We start from the raw sequence: 19043 nt of genomic DNA, 5'->3' as shown, positions 1-19043 counted from the left end.
GTCCCACCCCTGAACTCCCGGGCGGTCCCGCCCCCGAACCTGCGCCGCTCGTTCGTCCGCGCCCTGCCCGTCTCGCCCGCCCTGGTCGTGCTGCTGCTGTTCCTGGCCGGGCCGATCGTCTACTGCGTGTGGATCGCGTTCACCGATCTGCGGCTCACCGGTCAGGCGGAGTCGTCGTTCGTCGGCCTGGAGAACTTCCGTACGGCGTTCGGGGACGAGGAGTTCCTGAACGCCGTATGGCTCACCCTCGTCTTCACCGTGCTGTCGTCGCTGATCGGGCAGAACACCCTGGGGCTGGCGCTGGCCGCCCTGATGCGGCGGGCCTCGAAGCCGGTGCGGACCCTGACCGGTGGGATCGTGATCACGGCGTGGGTGCTGCCGGAGGTCGTCGCCGGGTTCCTGCTGTACGCCTTCTTCCGTCGCGAGGGCACCTTGAACGCCATCCTGGACTGGCTCCATCTGCCGTCCCAGAACTGGCTGTTCACGCTGCCGATCCTCGCGGTGTCCTTCGCGAACGTGTGGCGCGGGACGGCGTTCTCGATGCTCGTCTACTCGGCGGCGCTGGCCGAGATCCCCCAGGAGATCACCGAGGCGGCCGAGGTCGACGGGGCGGGCGGATGGCGGCGCATGTGGCACATCACGCTGCCGATGATCCGCCGTTCCATCGGCACGAACCTCATGCTCAACACCCTCCAGACCCTGTCGGTCTTCGGGCTGATCTGGGTGATGACGAGGGGCGGGCCGGGCGACAAGAGCCAGACGCTGCCGCTCTTCATGTACGAACAGGCCTTCCAGAACAGCCTGATCGGCTACGGCACGGCGGTCGCGCTACTCCTGCTGCTGGTGGGGTCGCTGTTCTCCCTCGTCTACATCCGGCTGCTGCGGACGGAGGTCTGACCCATGGCCCCGGCCTTCTCCTCCCGTAGCCGGAACCGCCGCAGGACCCGCCGACTGGCCGCCGACATGGGCCTGTTGGTGTGCGCCGCCGCCTTCGTGCTGCCGCTGGCCTGGGTGGTGCTGTCGGCGCTGGATCCGCGGGCCGATCTCCGGGTGAAGGCCCCGGACGGTCTCACGCTGGACAACTTCGACGCGATCTGGACCTCGGAGATCACCTTCACCCCGCTGCTGAACAGCCTGATCCTGTGCGGCGGCGCCACCGGGCTGACGGTGGTGTGCGCGGCCCTCGCGGCCTATCCGCTGTCCCGCTTCAGGTCCCGCCTCAACCGCCCGTTCCTGCTGACGATCCTCTTCGCGACGAGCCTGCCGATCACGGCGATCATGGTGCCGGTGTACGCGCTGTTCGTGCGGGTCGATCTGATCGACACCCTTCAGGGCACGATCCTGTTCTTCACCGCCTCCCAACTCCCCTTCGCCATCTGGCTGATGAAGAACTTCATGGACGGCGTGCCGAAGGAGCTGGAGGAGGCGGCCTGGACGGACGGCGCCTCCCCGATGCAGTCGCTGGTCAGGATCGTGCTCCCCCTCATGGGGCCCGGGGTCTCGGTGGTGACGGTGTTCTGCTTCGTCATGATGTGGGGGAACTTCTTCGTCCCGTTCATGCTCCTGCTCACCCCGGACCAGATGCCGGCCTCGGTGAGCATCAACGAGTTCTTCGGCAACCGCGGGATGGTGGCGTACGGCCAGCTCGCCGCGTTCTCGGTCGTCTACTCGACGCCGGTGATCCTGCTGTACGTGCTGATCGCGCGCCGGCTGGGAGGAGGGTTCGCCCTAGGTGGCGCCGTCAAGGGCTGAACCCACCCGGGAGGGACCGTTCAGCGAGGGCCGCCCGGGAGGGACTCCGCAGCAGGGCCGGGACCGCTCAAGAGGGCAGCACCCCGGGCCGGAACGGCTCCACTCCCACCACCCTGCGCACCCGCACCGGCTCGATCAGCAGCATCACCCGGCGCTCCCCGGGCAGCAGCCACGGGTACCGCTCCTCGCCGATGTACTTCTTCGTGAGCCGGTCCATGGAGCGCTCGGCCTCCTCGCCCTCGACGAAGCGGACGACGCGGCCCCGGATCTCGACCCGGTCGTAGGGGTTCTCGGGGTCGTGGTGGGAGAGGGAGACGTTCGGATTGCGCCGCAGGTTCTGTTCCTTCACACGTCCGATCGCGGTGTTGACCATGACGTACTCACCTTCGAGATCCGCCCACATGGGCGAGACCTGCGGGGTTCCGTCCGGGCCGACCGTGGCGAGATGCCAGAAGTTCGGCGCCAGCAACCGCTCGCGAATATGCCCCTCTACCTTGCCATTCACCTCGTACACGAAGATCACGTCCCTCTCCGGCCGCCCGTCCGGGCACCCGGCGCCATCCTCGCGACCATGGACGCGCCGCCGACAGACGATCTTCGGCCAGCTCGAACCGGCGGCCGAAACCGTAGCTTCCTACAATCCGTGATCCTGGCCGAACAGACCGTAGTCACCGCACGCGAACGGCCCTACTTTGTGGCCCGTGCGCCGACCCCCAGCCCTGCCGAACCAGCCCGGACCGCCCTTCGACAACCTCGCCGCCCGCCGCCTGCGTACCGCGCTCGGCATGGGACCCGAGCATGTGGCCTACGGCCTTCGCGTCTCCTACGGCCTTCCCTATGCCAGCCCGGATCTCGTCCTCGCCTGGGAGGACGGGACGCTCACCCCGACCAGTCCGGAACTGACCGCGCTGGCGGCGGTGTTGTGGTGCTCCCCCGGTGAACTCATCGGCCGCCCCCGCACGCTGCGCGAGCACCGCGTCTCCCGTGGTCTCGCCCCCGAGGACGTGGCCCGCGCCCTCGGGCTCGAACTCCTCGCCTATCTGAGCATGGAGGAGCACGACGACTGGCGCGGCACCGACCGTCAGTCCACCCTGCTCGCCGACCTGCTTCAGCTGTCCCTGCCGGACTTCGTCACCGTCACGGGCCGGGAGCCCCGGCTCGCCGAGCATCTGCGCGGCGCGGTCAGCACGCGCTGGCAGGCCCATGTGCGGCCGGTCGCGAAGATCGTGCCGCTGGGCCGGCGGCTGCTGGAGCACACGCTGCGCGAGCTGCACCAGCAGTACCAGGGGCAGATGGTCGCCACGCTCAGCTGGGGCGGCGGCAGCGAGGACTCCGGCGCGTCGGGGCAGGAGTTCCTGGACCGGATCGTGGACCACTTCTGGGACACGATCCGGCTCAACAGCGGCTGACTGCCCGGGATTTCTGAAGGTCCCGTCAGAATTACATGTACTCCTCGTCATCTTCGTGCTCGCCACCGTCCGGCCACCGCAGATCGATGGCGTCGCGGGCGTCCGTGTCGTACACGCCGATAGTGGTCCGCGTGATGACGTGTTGGATCAACTGGTGGGTGTGTTCGGGCTGGTGGGTATGTTCGGGGCGTTGGGCAGCGCCGGGGCGCTTTCGTGGAATTCGGGGGTAGAACTCGTCCATGCTGTCCTCGGGCAGGTGGCGGCGGGGAAGACGAGGCGACATCGGTGCGGCGTCTGAACTCCGGGTTGGTCCGCTCCGGCGGGTTGGCCGACCGGACGCTCCTCCAGTGCCGTTCCGGGAAGACCGCGAACGCGATCAGGTCGTCCTGCCCTCCAGCAGCATCCGTTTGACCTGGGGAAGCGGCCGCCGAGCATGTCGGCGACGGTGTCGGTCTGGGCCTCGGCCACCGTCTGGCCCAGCCGGCGAAGACTGTGCGGATCGCCGCGGCGACCATCTCAACGGCGTTCTTCGGGATCGCGCCGGCGACGCTGCGCAGGAAGTGAGCCTGCGTGTTTGGCAGGCGGCGCCGATCACCGCCTTGCGGACCGTGACGATCCGGCCGCTGTGGTGGTCGGCGATGACCAGACGGTCCACGTCGAGGCCACGTTCACGCGGGTGACGCAGGAACTCGGCCAGGGATGTCTCGGTTTCACTGTCCCCGGCCTGCCAACGCCGAGGACCTCCCGGCCGCCGTCCTCGCTGACACCGGTGTCGATCATCGCCGCCCGGGATCTGACGCTGGACACGGGCCGTGCAGTACGTCGCGTCCAGGTGGACGTTGGGGATGCGGATGTGGTCCAGGGGGCGGTTGCGAAACGCGGTGAGCGGCTCGTCGAGCCTCACAGACCCTGAAGGCCTCGCTCTTGGAGACTGCGGTGTCCGCGCCAAGTGCTCTGACCAGGCCGTCCACTGAGCGGGTGGAGACGTCCTCGATGTGTGCCTCCATGATGACCGCGTAAAGAGCCTGGTCGATGCGCCGCCGCTCCGGCAGGGGGAAGAAGCTGCCCGCACGCTAGTTGGTGCGAGCCTCGGTGTGCTCGTTCCACTCGGCGCCGATCTTCGCCGTGGTCTCGGCCTCGATCAGTTCCTGCATGACCTGCTCGGCGATGCTGCGTCCGGTGCTCCTCATCGATGTCTGCGGATGACGCCATCCCCGCTAGTCGCGTCCGAGGGCGTCACCCAACGGGACCTGACCATATGATCATCACTTCAGTCATCCTCCACCGAAATCAGGCCGGAGGGGATTGTTCAGCGCTTGTGCACTTCCTGCGATCGCTATCCCTGACACTGCACGCAACTTGGCGTGTACCTGAAAAGAGGGGTTCTGATGGCAATAAGACGTGCGCTCGCACGGACCCGCGGACGTGCATCTGCCGTGCTGGTTCCTGGGCTACTGGCCTCACTGCTCATGCCGTTAAGCAACGCCCAGGCTGCCGACTCCGACGTGTTGAGCATGGAGTCCTACATACGACCAGTCAATGCTGAGCCGCTTGGCCTGGCCGCCCTTCAACGGCAGTCGACGCGATCCGCCCTGGGCAGCCTGTCGAAGGAGGAAGGCATCAAGGCGCTCCTGCCGCGTGAGACGGTTGGTCCGGCGAGGACCTTCGCGCCTCTCATGGCGGAAGAGTCAGCCCGCGATCAGTCACCCATTCGCAAACCGCTCTCCACCGCAGGGCCGGCAGCGGTCACACTCCCCGAACCGCCCCGCACGATGACGCCCCAGGAATGCGTCGTGGGGCTGGCGACGAAGGTCTCCTACATCAAGTCGCGCTACGCCCTGTGCTCCGGCAAGCAGTTCGACCAAGTCTGGCTGCGCAACGGACGCCCGGTCGGCACCAGCCACTTCGACGTGCTCGCCATCGGCACCATTCCGGCGAACAGTAGGACCATCACGATCACCTACCACTTCACCGACTTCACTGCGGCGGGAGACAACGGCGCCGCCGCCATGGGCATTACCACGAAGGGTGGCATCGCCCAGAGTTGGCCTTCTACGGCGAAGTACACCCAAGGCGGCGTGTCCATGCCCTACACCAGGACATGGAGCCAACTCCTGGGGACGGACACGTTCAAACACACAGTGACCGCCGCCCCTGGCCAGGGATACACCGGGATGAAGGCCGATCTCCTCTCCGCGGTGTACGTGCCGAACATCAGCATCAAGGCACCGCCTACATGGACAACGGAACCGATCACAGGCGGTGACTTGTTCATGCTGCCGCCCCGCTGGGACAAAGCCGAGTACCTGCCCAACGCGGCGGCAGGCGCCGCCACATGGGCCGTCGTCACCCCGCTGCGCTACAGCACAGCGACCGACGCACCGGAAAGGGAAGTTGCCCTACACATCCAGAAGGCCTTCACTCAGCCAGGTAAGACACAGCCCCCCATGGCGAAGAAGAACGTGCCCGGCCAGAATGCCGACGCTCCGCTGACCCGTCTCTATTGGGACGACAAACGTCGGGAGCAGAACCGTAATCGCTCCGTCTACAACTGCCAGAAATACTTTGGCGAAGACTACGCGACATCAGCAGGATATGACCGGGAGTGCGACGAGTACCCGATGGCAGCCACCTACCAGGGGTCCGTGTGGTCAGACCACGACGGGCTCGCGGAACCCGGCAACTTCAGCGTCATGGCCCTTAAGAAGGAGCACAACCAAGCCGCCGGCAATCTGCTTGGTCAGTTCTACAACAAGAACAGGATCCTTGACGGTCCCGACGACGGCTTCCTCGTCGAGATCACTTCCTAGCATCCGCCACCTGCGGCTGGGGCGGATCGCACGACCGCGAGCCGCCCCAGCCGCCGTCTACGCCTCCGGCCAGAACTGTGCGACGTACCGTTCCACTCCGTGCACAACGCCACGCTGAGCCTGCGTGAACACCTCCGCCCGCCCGGCGCACACCACCCGCACCAACCAGACACCCATGCCGCGAGACAACTCGATTGTCCAAGGCATCGGCCCTCCTGCCACCCCCGTCGCACGCAGCTTGCCCGAAGAGCAAGCAATCCTGGCACTGGCTGTCTCGTCCCAGTCTCCAGCCGGCGGCTCCGGTTCCTCATCCCATAGCTCCACTGTCAGAGATGCGGTGTGAGTGTGTCCGGCACTGAGAAAGTCCAACCGCCCCGGGTGAGCGGCGAGAAAAGTGTCACCCTCGAAGCCCTCCGGGAACAGCATCGGAACCTGCGTATCGTCGAAATCCTGCAAGGCCCATCCGTTGTAGTCCACCAGCACGGGATACTCCTGGCACTTGATGAGACTGGCCATGTCTCCTCCTTCGTTGCGGGACGCTTGTGCGGCAGCCTTCCAGCATCGTTGATCTTCGTGTTCGGCGGGCCGTCTTCACGATCCTGGGATGCCCGGCCCGCCGACAGCGATGTCGAGGTGTCGCTTCCCGTGACCCAAGAACCCCATATGTGATCAGCCTCGGGCCATTAGTCTGCTCAGGCCTTCGAGGCGCCATATGTCGGGATCTCGGCCCGGCGCGGAGCGTCACGAAGGTGGCACGCGCGTTTTGGGAATGCGCGGATTTCCACCCGGCGCGCAGCTGGTGAGTGCCGCTCCCGAGTAAGTGGAACTGATGCGCCTACTGGAGTCACTGCGTTCGACCGAGGGACCAGAACTCGTCCGCAGCATCGCTGAGCGGGTCATGCAGGAACTGATCGATGCCGAGACCACGGCGAAGATCGGCGCAGAGTGGAACGAGCACACCGAGGCCCGCACCAACTACCGCAACGGGCACCGCGACAACACGCTGACCATACAGGCCGGCGACCTCTGCTCACCGAACCGCCGCAAGGCGGCCCCGAGCGACCCCGGACGAGACCCGCCCCGTGCGTGACCACGCCGGGACGCTCGAACGCCGCCCCGGCTGCGACCAGCAGCTCACCCTCCGGCGAATTACGGAAAAAGCCTCAGAAGACCGACTCCGCCTCGTCCATCCGGTCCTTCGGGACCGTCTTCAGTTCGGTGACGGCCTCCGCCAGCGGCACCATCACGATGTCGGTGCCGCGCAGGGCGGTCATCCTGCCGAACTCGCCCCGGTGGGCGGCCTCCACCGCGTGCCAGCCGAAGCGGGTGGCGAGGACCCGGTCATAGGCGGTCGGGGTGCCGCCGCGCTGCACATGGCCGAGGATGACCGGCTTGGCCTCCTTGCCGAGCCGGCGCTCCAGCTCGTACGCGAGCGCCGTACCGATGCCCTGGAAGCGCTCGTGGCCGAACCGGTCGATCTCGCCCTTGCCGTAGTCCATGCTGCCCTCGGCGGGGTGGGCGCCCTCGGCGACGCAGATCACCGCGAACTTCTTGCCGCGGGCGAAGCGCTCCTCGACCATCTTGACCAGGTCGGCCGGGTCGAAGGGCCGCTCGGGCAGGCAGACGCCGTGGGCGCCGGCCGCCATGCCGGACTCCAGGGCGATCCAGCCCGCGTGCCGGCCCATGACCTCGACGACCATGACGCGCTGGTGGGACTCGGCGGTGGTCTTGAGGCGGTCCATCGCCTCGGTGGCCACGCCGACCGCGGTGTCGAAGCCGAAGGTGCGGTCGGTGGAGGAGATGTCGTTGTCGATGGTCTTCGGGACGCCGACGACCGGCAGCCCCGCGTCGGACAGCATCCGCGCGGCCGTGAGGGTGCCCTCGCCGCCGATCGGGATCAGGGCGTCGATGCCGAACTCGTGGATCATGTCGGAGGCGTTCTCGCACGCCTCGCGCAGCCGGTCGCGCTCCAGCCGGGAGGAGCCGAGGATGGTGCCGCCGCGGGCCAGGATGCCGCTGACGGATTCCAGGTCGAGGGAGCGGTAGTGGCCGTCCAGCAGGCCGGAGTAGCCGTCCTCGAAGCCGATGACCTCGTCTCCGTAGTTGTCGACCGCGCGGTGCACGACCGACCGGATCACGGCGTTCAGGCCGGGGCAGTCGCCGCCTGCGGTGAGAACTCCGATACGCATCGTGCTGTGTCTCCTGCTCGCTGTTGATACCGGTGAGCCACTGTCGATTCTTTCACGTCCCGCAGGAGGGCGCCGACACCGTACTGGCGGGCGCCTTAGCCATCGCGGAAGGTACTGTCAAGAGGGTTCTGCTCACCTCGGTGGGCGATTTTTATGGCGCGAAACGAACGGAGAGCACGCGTGACCCGCAGCGTCTACGTGACCGGTATCGACCGCGGCGACGGCCGTCAGGTCGTGGAGCTGGGAGTCATGGAACTCCTGACCCGGCAGGTCGACCGGGTCGGTGTGTTCCGCCCCCTCGTCCACGACGGACCCGATCGTCTGTTCGAGCTGCTGCGCGCCCGCTACCGGCTCGCCCAGGACCCGGCCACGGTCTACGGCATGGACTACCAGGAGGCGTCCGCCCTCCAGGCCGAGCGCGGCACCGACGAGCTGGTCTCGACCCTGGTCGACCGCTTCCACCGCGTCGCCAGGGACTACGACGTCGTCCTGGTCCTCGGCACCGACTACGCCGACACCCAGTTCCCGGACGAGCTCTCCCTCAACGCCCGGCTGGCGAACGAGTTCGGCGCCTCCGTGATCCCGGTCGTGGGCGGCCGGGGGCAGAGCACCGAGTCCGTGCTCGCCGAGACCCGCAACGCCTACCGCGCCTACGACAGCCTGGGCTGCGACGTCCTCGCCATGGTCACCAATCGGGTCGCCCGCGCCGACCGGGACACCATCGCCGAGCAGCTCGACGGCCGGCTCCCGGTGCCCTGTCACGTCCTGCCGGACGAGCCCGCCCTGTCCGCGCCGACCGTCTCCCAGATCGCGCACGCGCTCGGTGCCAGGGTCGTCCTCGGTGACGACTCGGGGCTCGCCCGGGACGCACTGGACTTCGTCTTCGGCGGGGCGATGCTGCCGAACTTCCTGGCCGCCCTGACCCCGGGCTGCCTGGTCGTCACCCCGGGCGACCGCGCCGACCTGGTGGTCGGCTCCCTGGCCGCGCACAGCGCCGGCACCCCGCCGATAGCCGGCGTACTGCTCACCCTGAACGAGGTGCCGGGCGAGGACATCCTCACCCTGGCCGCCCGCCTCGCCCCCGGCACCCCGGTGCTCTCGGTGGCCGGCAACAGCTTCCCCACCGCCGCCGAACTCTTCTCCCTGGAGGGGAAGTTGAACGCGGCCACGCCACGCAAGGCGGAGACCGCCCTCGGCCTGTTCGAGCGGTACGTCGACACCGCCGACCTCAACAAGCGGGTCTCCGCGCCCAGCAGCGACCGCCTCACGCCGATGATGTTCGAGCACAAGCTGCTGGAGACGGCCCGCTCGGACCGGCGGCGCGTGGTGCTGCCCGAGGGCACCGAGACCCGGGTGCTGCACGCCGCCGAGGTCCTGCTGCGCCGCGGGGTCTGCGACCTCACCCTGCTCGGCCCGGTCGACCAGATCCGCAAGAAGGCCGCCGACCTCGGCATCGACCTCGCCGACGCCCAGCTGACCGACCCGGCCACCTCCGACCTGCGCGACGCCTTCGCCGAGAAGTACGCGGCACTCAGGGCCCACCGGGGCGTCACCGTCGAGCTCGCCTACGACGTCGTCTCCGACGTGAACTACTTCGGCACCCTGATGGTCCAGGAGGGCCTGGCCGACGGCATGGTCTCGGGCTCGGTGCACTCCACGGCCGCGACCATCCGGCCGGCCTTCGAGATCATCAAGACGAAGCCGGGCGCCGACATCGTGTCGTCCGTCTTCTTCATGTGCCTGACCGACAAGGTCCTCGTCTACGGCGACTGCGCGGTCAACCCCGACCCGAACGCCGAGCAGCTCGCCGACATCGCCATCCAGTCCGCCGCCACGGCCGCGCAGTTCGGCGTGGAGCCGCGGATCGCGATGCTGTCGTACTCGACGGGCACCTCCGGTTCGGGCGCCGACGTCGACAAGGTGCGCGAGGCGACCGGGCTGGTCCGCTCCCGGCGCCCCGACCTGCGGATCGAGGGACCGATCCAGTACGACGCGGCCGTGGAGCCGACGGTCGCCGCGACCAAGCTGCCGGGCTCCGAAGTCGCGGGCCAGGCCAGTGTGTTGATCTTCCCGGACCTCAACACCGGCAACAACACCTACAAGGCCGTGCAGCGGTCGGCCGGCGCGATCGCCGTCGGGCCGGTGCTCCAGGGTCTCAACAAGCCGGTCAACGACCTGTCCCGGGGCGCGCTCGTCCAGGACATCGTGAACACCGTCGCCATCACGGCGATCCAGGCCCAGTCCTCCGAGCAGAAGGCGTCCCAGCAGTGAGCGGCACCCGCGGCACCCGCGTCCTCGTCCTGAACTCCGGCTCCTCGTCGGTCAAGTACCAGCTGCTCGACATGGGCGGCGGCGGCAGGCTGGCCCTCGGGCTCGTCGAGCGCATCGGCGAGCAGTCCTCCCGGCTGAAGCACACGCCCCTGGCGACCGGCGGCGAGGCCCGTGAGTGGACCGGGCCGATCGCCGACCACGACGCCGCGCTGAAGGCCGTGGCGGAGGAGCTGGCGCGGGACGGGCTCGGGCTCGACTCCCCGGAGCTGGCCGCCATCGGCCACCGGGTGGTGCACGGCGGGCAGACCTTCACCGAGCCGACCGTGATCGACGAGGCCGTGCTCGCCGAGATCGAGCGGCTGATCCCGGTGGCGCCGCTGCACAACCCGGCCAACCTCACCGGGATCCGTACGGCGCGGGCGCTGCGGCCCGACCTCCCCCAGGTCGCCGTGTTCGACACGGCCTTCCACACCACGATGCCGGAGTCGGCCGCGCGCTACGCGATCGACGTCGAGATCGCCGACGCGCACCGGATCCGGCGCTACGGCTTCCACGGGACCTCGCACGCGTACGTGTCCCGGGCGACGGCGAAGCTGCTCGGCAAGGACCCGTCCGAGGCCAACGTGATCGTGCTGCATCTCGGCAACGGGGCGTCCGCCTCGGCCGTGCGGGGCGGGAAGTGCGTGGACACCTCCATGGGGCTGACGCCTTTGGAGGGGCTCGTGATGGGTACGCGATCCGGAGACATGGACCCGGCCGTCATCTTCCATTTGATGCGCGTTGGCAAAATGTCCACGGACGAGATCGACACTCTTCTCAACAAGAAGAGCGGATTGATCGGCCTGTGCGGGGACAACGACATGCGGGAGATCCGCCGCCGGATCGACGAGGGTGACGAACGGGCACAGCTGGCCTTCGACATCTACATTCACCGGTTGAAGAAGTACATCGGCGCCTATTGCGCGGTGCTCGGCCGGGTGGACGCGATCGCGTTCACGGCCGGGGTGGGGGAGAACGCGGCGCCGGTGCGCGAGGCCGCCGTGGCGGGCCTGGAACAGCTGGGCCTGCTGCTGGACGCCGAGCTGAACGCCGTACGCGGTGACGAGCCGCGGCTGATCTCCCCGGCGAACTCACGAGTAGCCGTGGCGGTGGTGCCGACGGACGAGGAATTGGAAATCGCGACACAGACTTACGCGCTGGTCGGAGAAGAAAGCAACTGAGCGGTAACCGCAAATGAGCGCGACCCCGCCCATGTGAATCTTCCGCCAGACGGAATATTCCGTAGCGAAACAAACCGATAGGATCGCCCCATGCGCCGTTCGAAAATCGTCTGTACTCTCGGCCCCGCGGTCGACTCCCATGAGCAGCTGGTGTCGCTGATCGAGGCCGGCATGAACGTGGCCCGCTTCAACTTCAGCCACGGCTCCCACGCCGAGCACCAGGGGCGGTACGACCGCGTCCGTGCCGCCGCCAAGGAGACCGGCCGGGCCATCGGTGTGCTCGCCGACCTCCAGGGCCCGAAGATCCGCCTGGAGACCTTCGCCGAGGGCCCCGTGGAGCTGGAGCGCGGTGACGAGTTCGTCATCACCACCGAGGACGTCCCGGGCGACCGGACCGTCTGCGGTACGACGTACAAGGGTCTGCCCGGTGACGTGGCCAAGGGCGACCAGATCCTCATCAACGACGGCAACGTCGAGCTGAAGGTCACCGAGGTCGACGGTCCCCGGGTGAAGACGATCGTCATCGAGGGCGGTGTCGTCTCCGACCACAAGGGCATCAACCTGCCCGGCACGGCCGTGAACGTGCCGGCGCTGTCCGAGAAGGACGTCGAGGACCTGCGGTTCGCGCTGCGCATGGGCTGCGACCTGGTCGCCCTGTCCTTCGTCCGGGACGCCAAGGACGTGGCCGACGTCCACAAGGTGATGGACGAGGAGGGCCGCCGGGTCCCCGTCATCGCCAAGGTGGAGAAGCCGCAGGCGGTCGAGAACATGGAGGACGTCGTGATGGCGTTCGACGGTGTGATGGTCGCGCGTGGCGACCTCGCCGTCGAGTACCCGCTGGAGCGGGTCCCCATGGTGCAGAAGCGCCTCATCGAGCTGTGCCGCCGCAACGCCAAGCCGGTGATCGTGGCGACCCAGATGATGGAGTCGATGATCACCAACTCCCGTCCGACCCGCGCCGAGGCCTCCGACGTGGCCAACGCGATCCTGGACGGCGCCGACGCGGTCATGCTGTCCGCCGAGTCGAGCGTGGGCGCGTATCCGATCGAGACCGTGAAGACGATGTCGAAGATCGTCTCCGCGGCCGAGCAGGAGCTGCTCAGCAAGGGTCTCCAGCCGCTCGTGCCGGGCAAGAAGCCGCGCACGCAGGGCGGTTCGATCGCGCGCGCCGCGTGCGAGATCGCCGACTTCCTCGGCGGCCGGGGCCTGGTGGCCTTCACCCAGTCCGGTGACACCGCCCGCCGGCTCTCCCGCTACCGCGCGCAGCAGCCGATCGTCGCCTTCACCACCGACGAGGGCACCCGCAACCAGCTGACGCTCAGCTGGGGCGTGGAGTCGCACATCGTTCCGTTCGTGAACACCACGGACGAGATGGTCGACATGGTCGACCAGGAGATCGCCAAGATCAGCCGCTTCAACCCGGGCGAGATCGTCATCATCACCGCCGGCTCGCCCCCCGGCGTCCCCGGCACCACCAACATGCTGCGGGTCCACCACCTCGGTGGCGGCGACACCAAGTGACCTTCCCCGCCAGGGGCCTTGATCCAAGGCCCCTGAAGGGCTCTGTACGGCGCTGAGGGCGCCCCCTGTGACAGGGGGCGCCCTCAGCGTCTGTGCGGCTCCCGGAAGGGCTTGTGGGGATCACTCACTCACTGAACTGACGCATCCCGGGCACGTGCAGCGTGCCGCCGAACTGGGCGGCCTGGGTGACCGTCACGTTGGTGAAGTAGATCAGCGGGATGTTCAGCGGCGGCGGGTGCTCCGGGCTGAACGTGATCGGGATCAGCCCCAGCAGGTTGCCGGAGATGCTCTCGGTGTACATGGTCGTCTTGCCGTCACGGATCGTGGACGTCGTGCCCTTGCCGGCCTGGACGTGGTACGTCCTGCCGTTCTCGCTCACGATCTGGTGCAGGTCACCGATGTCGGTGCCGTCCGAGATGACGTACTTGAGCACCTTCTTGGTCTCGCCGCTCGCGGTCCTGACCTCGACGACGCCCTGGTAGTCGGCGCCCTTCAGCAGCAGCGAACTGGCCTTCAGGGTCCAGGGCTTGTCCGCCACGAGCTGGGTGTTGTCGACGTCGCCCACCGCGTCCGTGGCGACCGGGCAGTCGTCCGGGTCGGTACTGGCGCTCGGTGAGGGGCTGGGCGAGGCGGTGGCCTTGTCGGCCACTCCCTCGGCGGCCTTCTCCACGGCCTCGGTGGTGTCCTTGGCCGCCTCGGACGCCTTGTCGGTGGTGTCCTTCACCGTGTCGTCCACCGTGCCGGTGAGCTTCTCGGTGGTCTCCTTGACCGTGTCGGACGCGCTGTCGGCCGCCTTGTCGGCGCTGTCCGCGTCGCCGCTGTCCGGGCTCGGCGAGGCCGACGGGGTCGCGGACGGCGTGGGGCTCGCGGTGTCCGAGGAGGTGCCGCCCGTGAAGATGCCGGTGATCGCGTCGCCGATGTCCTCCAGCAGGTTGCCGCCGCCCTCGGAGGGCGTGGGGCTCGGGGTGGCGGTGTCGCCGCCCGCCGAGCCGCCTGCGGAGTCGCCGGTGGAGGGGGTCGGCTTGGGCTTCGCCTCGTCGTCGGAACCTGAATCCGACGACGGGTCGCCCGAGCCGCCCGCACCATCCGTCGGCGACGGCGTCGGCTCGGCCGTGTCGCCCTTGTCCGAGTCCGAGCCCTCGTCCCCGGAGTCGGAGGAGTCCTTGTCCTTGTCGTCGTCGCTCGCCGAGGCGGACGGCGACGGGCTGGCGGACGCGCCCTCCAGGGCCGTGACACAGTCCTTGTACTCGTCGGCCGTCAGGCTCTTCGACGTCGGCTGCTCGTCGGCCAGGGCCAGGGTCGACGTGAACCCCATTCCCATGAGGACCGCCGTCGGCATCGCCGCCAGGGCTATCGCCTTGCCGGCCGGCACGTGGAACCTGGTGAACAGCGGCTTCTTGGGTGCCGCGTGGCGCGGCCCGGTTCTCACACGGGACGCCTCCACGTCAGTCCCGTGGGTCACCTCGTCAGCCGGCACTGTGCCTCCCGTTCGCCCCGTAGACCGGGCTCGTTCCTGACAGATCGTTCGGCTCGCCGAGCCCGTTCAGCGGCTTGAGGACCGTGGTGTCGGGGTCCGTGGCCCGGATGCCCTGGGGCGCCTGGTTGTCCTTGGTGAAGCCGACCCCCGGCACAGCGCTCTCGGGGGCTCCGCCCTGCTGTCCGCCCGTCCCCGGCACCGGCGGCGCGGGGGGCGCTCCCGGCGCCCACGACACGGCCATCGCTCCGCCGACGAGGGCGAGCATGAAGCCGATGACGAAGCCTCCGAAGTTGGACACCGGGATCGACACCAGGCCCAGCAGGATCGCCGCCACACCCGCGAAGACGCGGACGTGCTTCTGGAACCAGAGGCTGAGACCGAGGACGAAGAGCAGCACGCCGATGATCAGGGACCCGGCTCCCGCCGTGGTGGCCATGGCCAGCGTCAGGTGACCGAACTGGATGTTCGCGTACGGGAAGTACAGGATCGGGAATCCGGCAAGCAGGATGAACAGGCCGGACCAGAACGGCCGACTACCCCGCCAGGCGCGGAAGTTCCGCCGAAATACCCGGAGGTAGTGCTCGTCACGGCCGGGTGCGGCAGGAGTCTCGGCGCTCATGGAAAACAGCTCCCTGGAACGGCGTTGCTGTGGTGAGTAGTGGTGCTCGATGGAGAGTGGACGGGCGGGGGTGCCACCGGCTCCCCCGCCCGTCAGCGAGTGCTCAGTAGCACTCGCTGACACCCTTCGACAGCGACATCTTGAGACCGCTGAGCTTGAAGGTTCCGGCAGTGGTGGCCCACGCCGTCTGCTTCACGTTCGTCAGGGTGGCCAGGTCGGCCTCCTGGGAGAACCCGAACGGGTTCGCGGTGTCGCCGCTCCGGATGCCAGGACCCTTGGTGATGTCCTTGCCCGCCACGCCGATGTTGATGTTCTTGAACGTGGCGTCGGCGCCGAGCTCGGCGACGTCGATGTAGAGGTTGTCGGCCTCCACCGGCGTACCGCCGCCGCCCGCGGTCAGCTTCAGGCTGACCGAGCCGAGCAGCGGGATGTCCGGGGTGACCACGGACTGGCACATGTTCGTGATCTGGGCCTGCTTGAAGGCCGAGACCGCGACGGGGTGTGCCGTCTTCTTACCGTCGAGGGTGTACCCCGTGTCGACGGCGCCGTACTGCGAGAAGCCCGTACCGACGAGCTTGTCCGCCGTGACCTTGAACGACTGTCCCGACACGCTGAACGACGCCGCGAGGGCGTTGTTCGCGAGGGCGAGACCTATACAAGCCGTGGCGGCCACGCTGGGCACCATCACCACAGCGAACCGCTTCCATCTGGTCCCGCCACGCACCTGGGACTCCATATTTCCTCCTTCTCGGACGTACATCTCCTGACCCTGACTGCCCCTGTCGAACATGACGGCTCAGCCGGGCAGGGATGGGAGAAGTGCTACGTCCTCGGGAAGGAGAGCGCCTGTACTCGGTGGCGCGAACCGCACCCGAATCACCGGCGATCACCCCCGAGCGACAACCACTGGTCGCGCCTGACACGCATCACGCACAACCTTGCTGGACAGGCTTCACCGAGTGGGCGAAGACCCCCCTGTCCAAGAGACGGCGCCACTGCCGCCGGCTCTACTCGGTGGGGACCCAGGGAATCCCGTCGACCCAACCGGCTGCCGGGGTACGGGAATGGACCGAGCGTGGCCGATCGTGGTGCATTCTCGCCGTCCGCACAAGGGGCTTCGTTACTCACTAGTAACGGCCGGATAACCGAACAACGACCCGCCGGTCTCGGCCGACGACACAGGGTGGCAACAGGGGGCAGGACAAAGCAGTTGATCGCTGGACAGAATCCGACAGATCAACGCCTCTGACTTACTGCTAGTAACAGCGGCCGCGATTGCCAAGTTTTGGCAAAGCGCGGCCGCAGTGACATCCGATCGGCAAATCTTTCACTTGGGCACCACATGCCCGCGTGTTTAGCGACTGGTCAGAACCGGGCCGCCGCCCCGCTCAGAACAGAGCGCGCGCGAGGGCCCTGCGCGCGGCACTCACCCGGGGGTCGTCGGGGCCGACGACCTCGAACAGATCCAGCAGCCGCAGGCGCGCCGCGTCCCGGTCGTCGCCCGCCGTACGCCCCACCGTCTCGATGAGCCGCCCGAAGGCGTCCTCGACATGGCCGCCCACCAGGTCCAGTTCGGCGGCGGCGATCTGGGCCGGTACGTCACCCGGCCTGTCGGCCGCGTCCTTGCGCACCTGCTGTGGGTCCGCGCCGTGCACCCGCTGGAGCAACTCGGCCTGGGCGAGGCCCAGTTTGGCCTCGGTGTTGCCCGGGTCGTCGACCAGGACGTTCTGGTACGCGCGCACCGCGCCGCCGAAGTCGTTGGCGTCCAGGGCCTGTACGGCGGCCGCGAGGGTCGCGTCGTGGGGGCCCACCGGCTCGGCGGGAGCGGACCGGTCGGCCGCGCTCGCGTCGGGGTCGACCGTCAGACCGGTCAGGCCGAAGCGCTCCTCGGCGACCTGCACCAGCTGATCCAGGGTCTCCCGGATCTGCTGCTCACCGGCGGCCCCCTGGAAGAGCGGCAGCGCCTGCCCCGCGACGACCGCGAAGACGGCCGGGATGCCCTGGATCCCGAACTGCTGCATCAGCATCTGGTTGGCGTCGACGTCGATCTTGGCGAGGAGGAAGCGCCCGTTGTACTCGACGGCGAGCTTCTCCAGGACGGGGCTCAGCTGCTTGCAGGGCTGGCACCACTCGGCCCAGAAGTCGATGACGACGGGTACTTCGGCGGACCGCTGGAGGACGTCCTGCTCGAACCCCGCCTCATCGACGTCGATGACGAGATCGGCCGGCGAAAGGGCGCCCGGGGCGCCGCCGCCCTGCCGTGCCGCTTCGGCGCGCGCCTGCTCCGCCTTCGCCTTGGCCTCCTGGGCCGCCTTCACCGCGGCGAGGTCGACGACTCCGCTCATGGACATGTTCCGTGGCTGCATGCGTCTATCCTCCCCCGTTCCCGCGCGTGTGTGAAAAGCGGCGTGAAAGCCGGTCGACTTGCGTGTGGTCGGCGCCGGGTCCCCACCCCACGCCAGCGGTTTCGCTACGAGTCGTAGCGTAATAGCACAGGCCGCCTCCGCGACAGGGGGCCCCGGTGATCTCCCTCACTGCGCCACAGGAATCGCCCGTTATCGTCATGGGATGCAAAGCCGCACTCCCGCCACGCGTGCCTCGGGGCGCCCGCGCAGCGCCACCGCGGACGCCGCGATCCTGGCGGCCACCCGGGACGCGCTGGTGGAGCTGGGCTGGTCCAAGCTCACGCTGGGGGACGTGGCGACGCGGGCCGGGGTGGCGAAGACGACCCTCTACCGCCGCTGGGCGGGCAAGAACGAGCTGGTGGTCGACGCGGTGGCGGAGCTCTTCGACGAACTGCGGCTCCCCGACTGCGGCACCCTGGCCGCCGACATCGAGGGCGTGGTCCTCCAGTTCGCGGCGATCCTGGCCCGCCCGGAGGCCAAGAGCGGCCTGATGGCGGTGGTCGCGGAGTCGGTCCGGGACGACGCGCTGCGCGAGCGCATCCGCGCCTCCATCGTCGACCGCCAGAAGCGTCTGGTCCTGGAGGGCCGGGCACGCGCCCAGGCACGCGGCGAGCTGCCCCCCGCGGACCCCGAGGAGACGGCCCGCACGGTGGATCTCATCTTCGACATGGTCGCGGGCACGGTGGTCCACCGCACCCTGGTCAGCGCCCGCCCGGCGGACGAGGTGTGGGTCCGCGGGTTCACCCGGCTGCTGTTGCAGGGCCTCACCGCAACCACTTGAGCACTTAACCACTTCACAAGATCGCCCTTCGCCCTTACATTTCCCCTACATGCCAAAGGCGTGGGGGGACAGGCAACGCGCTGCAACGCACCTCTTTCTGAGGAGGCGTCATGCTCCGGACCTCGGCCCGGCCCGCCTCAGAGAGGGAGAACGATGAGACGAATCCTTTCCACGGTCGGTGTGCTGCTCGCGGCCTTCGGCCTCATGCTCGGCCTCAGCTCCTCGGCGCAGGCGGCCTCGGACGGCCCGACGCTGTGTGCCGGCGGTTCCTGCGTCTGGTTCGACCACGACGGAGACAAGATCTTCGTCCGGGACTCCGACGAGGACGGCCACTCGGCCATCGCGCAGGTCTGCGCCCCGTCCGGCTCCTGCACGTACGCCGCCAACTACCTCTGGAACCACGGTGGTTACAACACGACCCTGAGCTACGGCTACGGGACGCAGATCCCGGAGGGCACCGCCGTCTACTACCGCCCGTGCTACGGCGAGTGGAACGGCGGCGGCGGCAAGGAGGACGTGGTCTGGTGCAACCCGGGCTGGACGCACGGCGTCGCGTGACCCGAGCACAGCGGTGACGGCCGTACCCCTT

General features: G+C 68.5%; 17 protein-coding genes and 3 pseudogenes. 10 read left to right on the top strand and 10 right to left on the bottom strand.

The features are described from left to right. Nucleotides 1-9 precede the first annotated feature (9 nt). On the top strand, nt 10-897 hold the full coding sequence (locus SLINC_RS31005) for a carbohydrate ABC transporter permease (protein ID WP_067445891.1): 888 nt from the start codon (nt 10-12) through the stop codon (nt 895-897). A gap of 3 nt (nt 898-900) precedes the next feature. Further along, complete coding sequence (locus SLINC_RS31000) at nt 901-1752, top strand: carbohydrate ABC transporter permease (RefSeq protein ID WP_067439869.1); 852 nt, start codon at nt 901-903, stop codon at nt 1750-1752. Between the two features lie 67 nt (nt 1753-1819). Here the strand turns inward: SLINC_RS31000 and SLINC_RS30995 are convergent, their stop codons facing one another. Next, nucleotides 1820-2275 (bottom strand): PPOX class F420-dependent oxidoreductase, encoded by a 456-nt coding sequence (locus tag SLINC_RS30995; RefSeq protein ID WP_079164814.1) that lies wholly within the window; start codon nt 2273-2275, stop codon nt 1820-1822. Between the two features lie 178 nt (nt 2276-2453). Here SLINC_RS30995 and SLINC_RS30990 point away from each other — a divergent pair, with 178 nt between their 5' ends. Beyond that, entirely contained in the window at nt 2454-3161 is a 708-nt protein-coding gene (locus SLINC_RS30990) for a helix-turn-helix domain-containing protein (protein WP_375141500.1), read from the top strand. 31 nt (nt 3162-3192) lie between these two features. On the opposite strand, the gene SLINC_RS48875 is transcribed toward SLINC_RS30990, so the two are convergent. The 3 genes and pseudogenes from SLINC_RS48875 to SLINC_RS50485 form a co-directional block, all read right to left on the bottom strand. Further along, nucleotides 3193-3402, bottom strand: coding sequence for a hypothetical protein (locus SLINC_RS48875; RefSeq protein WP_182449338.1), 210 nt, complete (start codon nt 3400-3402; stop codon nt 3193-3195). Between the two features lie 34 nt (nt 3403-3436). After that, a pseudogene (locus SLINC_RS50490) lies at nt 3437-3718 on the bottom strand (transposase); the annotation flags it as partial. 74 nt (nt 3719-3792) lie between these two features. After that, a pseudogene (locus tag SLINC_RS50485) lies at nt 3793-4195 on the bottom strand (transposase); the annotation flags it as partial. Between the two features lie 480 nt (nt 4196-4675). On the opposite strand from SLINC_RS50485, the gene SLINC_RS46400 reads away from it, so the two are divergent. Further along, entirely contained in the window at nt 4676-5971 is a 1296-nt protein-coding gene (locus tag SLINC_RS46400) for a NucA/NucB deoxyribonuclease domain-containing protein (protein WP_159425374.1), read from the top strand. A 57-nt stretch (nt 5972-6028) separates the two neighbouring features. Here the strand turns inward: SLINC_RS46400 and SLINC_RS30970 are convergent, their stop codons facing one another. Next, on the bottom strand, nt 6029-6487 hold the full coding sequence (locus SLINC_RS30970; protein WP_067439859.1) for a hypothetical protein: 459 nt from the start codon (nt 6485-6487) through the stop codon (nt 6029-6031). Nucleotides 6488-6800: 313 nt separating this feature from the next. Between SLINC_RS30970 and SLINC_RS30965 the strand changes: the two are divergent. Next, nucleotides 6801-6998: pseudogene (locus SLINC_RS30965) on the top strand (transposase); the annotation flags it as partial. A 136-nt stretch (nt 6999-7134) separates the two neighbouring features. On the opposite strand, the gene SLINC_RS30960 reads toward SLINC_RS30965, so the two are convergent. Further along, nucleotides 7135-8160, bottom strand: a complete 1026-nt coding sequence (locus SLINC_RS30960) for an ATP-dependent 6-phosphofructokinase (RefSeq protein WP_067439853.1) — start codon at nt 8158-8160, stop codon at nt 7135-7137. Nucleotides 8161-8340: 180 nt separating this feature from the next. Here SLINC_RS30960 and pta point away from each other — a divergent pair, with 180 nt between their 5' ends. From pta to pyk, 3 genes are all read left to right on the top strand, one after another. Next, the gene (gene pta / locus SLINC_RS30955) at nt 8341-10431 is read left to right on the top strand and encodes a phosphate acetyltransferase (protein WP_067439851.1); all 2091 of its coding nucleotides are present in this window, start codon (nt 8341-8343) and stop codon (nt 10429-10431) included. Further along, nucleotides 10428-11651, top strand: a complete 1224-nt coding sequence (locus tag SLINC_RS30950) for an acetate kinase (protein WP_067439848.1) — start codon at nt 10428-10430, stop codon at nt 11649-11651. Before pta ends, SLINC_RS30950 begins: the two co-directional genes overlap by 4 nt. A gap of 90 nt (nt 11652-11741) precedes the next feature. After that, entirely contained in the window at nt 11742-13172 is a 1431-nt protein-coding gene (pyk, locus tag SLINC_RS30945; protein WP_067439845.1) for a pyruvate kinase, read from the top strand. A gap of 124 nt (nt 13173-13296) precedes the next feature. Here the strand turns inward: pyk and SLINC_RS30940 are convergent, their stop codons facing one another. The 4 genes from SLINC_RS30940 to SLINC_RS30925 all read right to left on the bottom strand — a co-directional run bounded on the left by SLINC_RS30940 (nt 13297) and on the right by SLINC_RS30925 (nt 17634). Continuing rightward, nucleotides 13297-14649, bottom strand: a complete 1353-nt coding sequence (locus SLINC_RS30940) for a hypothetical protein (RefSeq protein WP_067439842.1) — start codon at nt 14647-14649, stop codon at nt 13297-13299. Beyond that, a complete protein-coding gene (locus SLINC_RS30935) occupies nt 14639-15268 on the bottom strand; it encodes a DUF6114 domain-containing protein (protein ID WP_067439839.1) in 630 nt (209 codons plus the stop codon). Before SLINC_RS30935 ends, SLINC_RS30940 begins: the two co-directional genes overlap by 11 nt. Before the next feature lie 103 nt (nt 15269-15371). After that, on the bottom strand, nt 15372-16004 hold the full coding sequence (locus tag SLINC_RS30930; RefSeq protein ID WP_067439836.1) for a DUF6230 family protein: 633 nt from the start codon (nt 16002-16004) through the stop codon (nt 15372-15374). A 652-nt stretch (nt 16005-16656) separates the two neighbouring features. Beyond that, nucleotides 16657-17634: a tetratricopeptide repeat protein gene (locus SLINC_RS30925; RefSeq protein WP_067439833.1), complete on the bottom strand. Its 978-nt coding sequence runs from the start codon at nt 17632-17634 to the stop codon at nt 16657-16659. A gap of 202 nt (nt 17635-17836) precedes the next feature. On the opposite strand from SLINC_RS30925, the gene SLINC_RS30920 reads away from it, so the two are divergent. Beyond that, the gene (locus tag SLINC_RS30920; RefSeq protein WP_067439830.1) at nt 17837-18454 is read left to right on the top strand and encodes a TetR/AcrR family transcriptional regulator; all 618 of its coding nucleotides are present in this window, start codon (nt 17837-17839) and stop codon (nt 18452-18454) included. Between the two features lie 153 nt (nt 18455-18607). Further along, nucleotides 18608-19012: a hypothetical protein gene (locus SLINC_RS30915; RefSeq protein ID WP_152038983.1), complete on the top strand. Its 405-nt coding sequence runs from the start codon at nt 18608-18610 to the stop codon at nt 19010-19012. Nucleotides 19013-19043: the final 31 nt, after the last annotated feature.

This window comes from Streptomyces lincolnensis (genome assembly GCF_001685355.1).
Classification (GTDB): domain Bacteria; phylum Actinomycetota; class Actinomycetes; order Streptomycetales; family Streptomycetaceae; genus Streptomyces; species Streptomyces lincolnensis.
The sequence above is the reverse complement of the archived record's forward strand: the minus strand, read 5'-3'. Positions and strand labels throughout refer to the sequence as shown.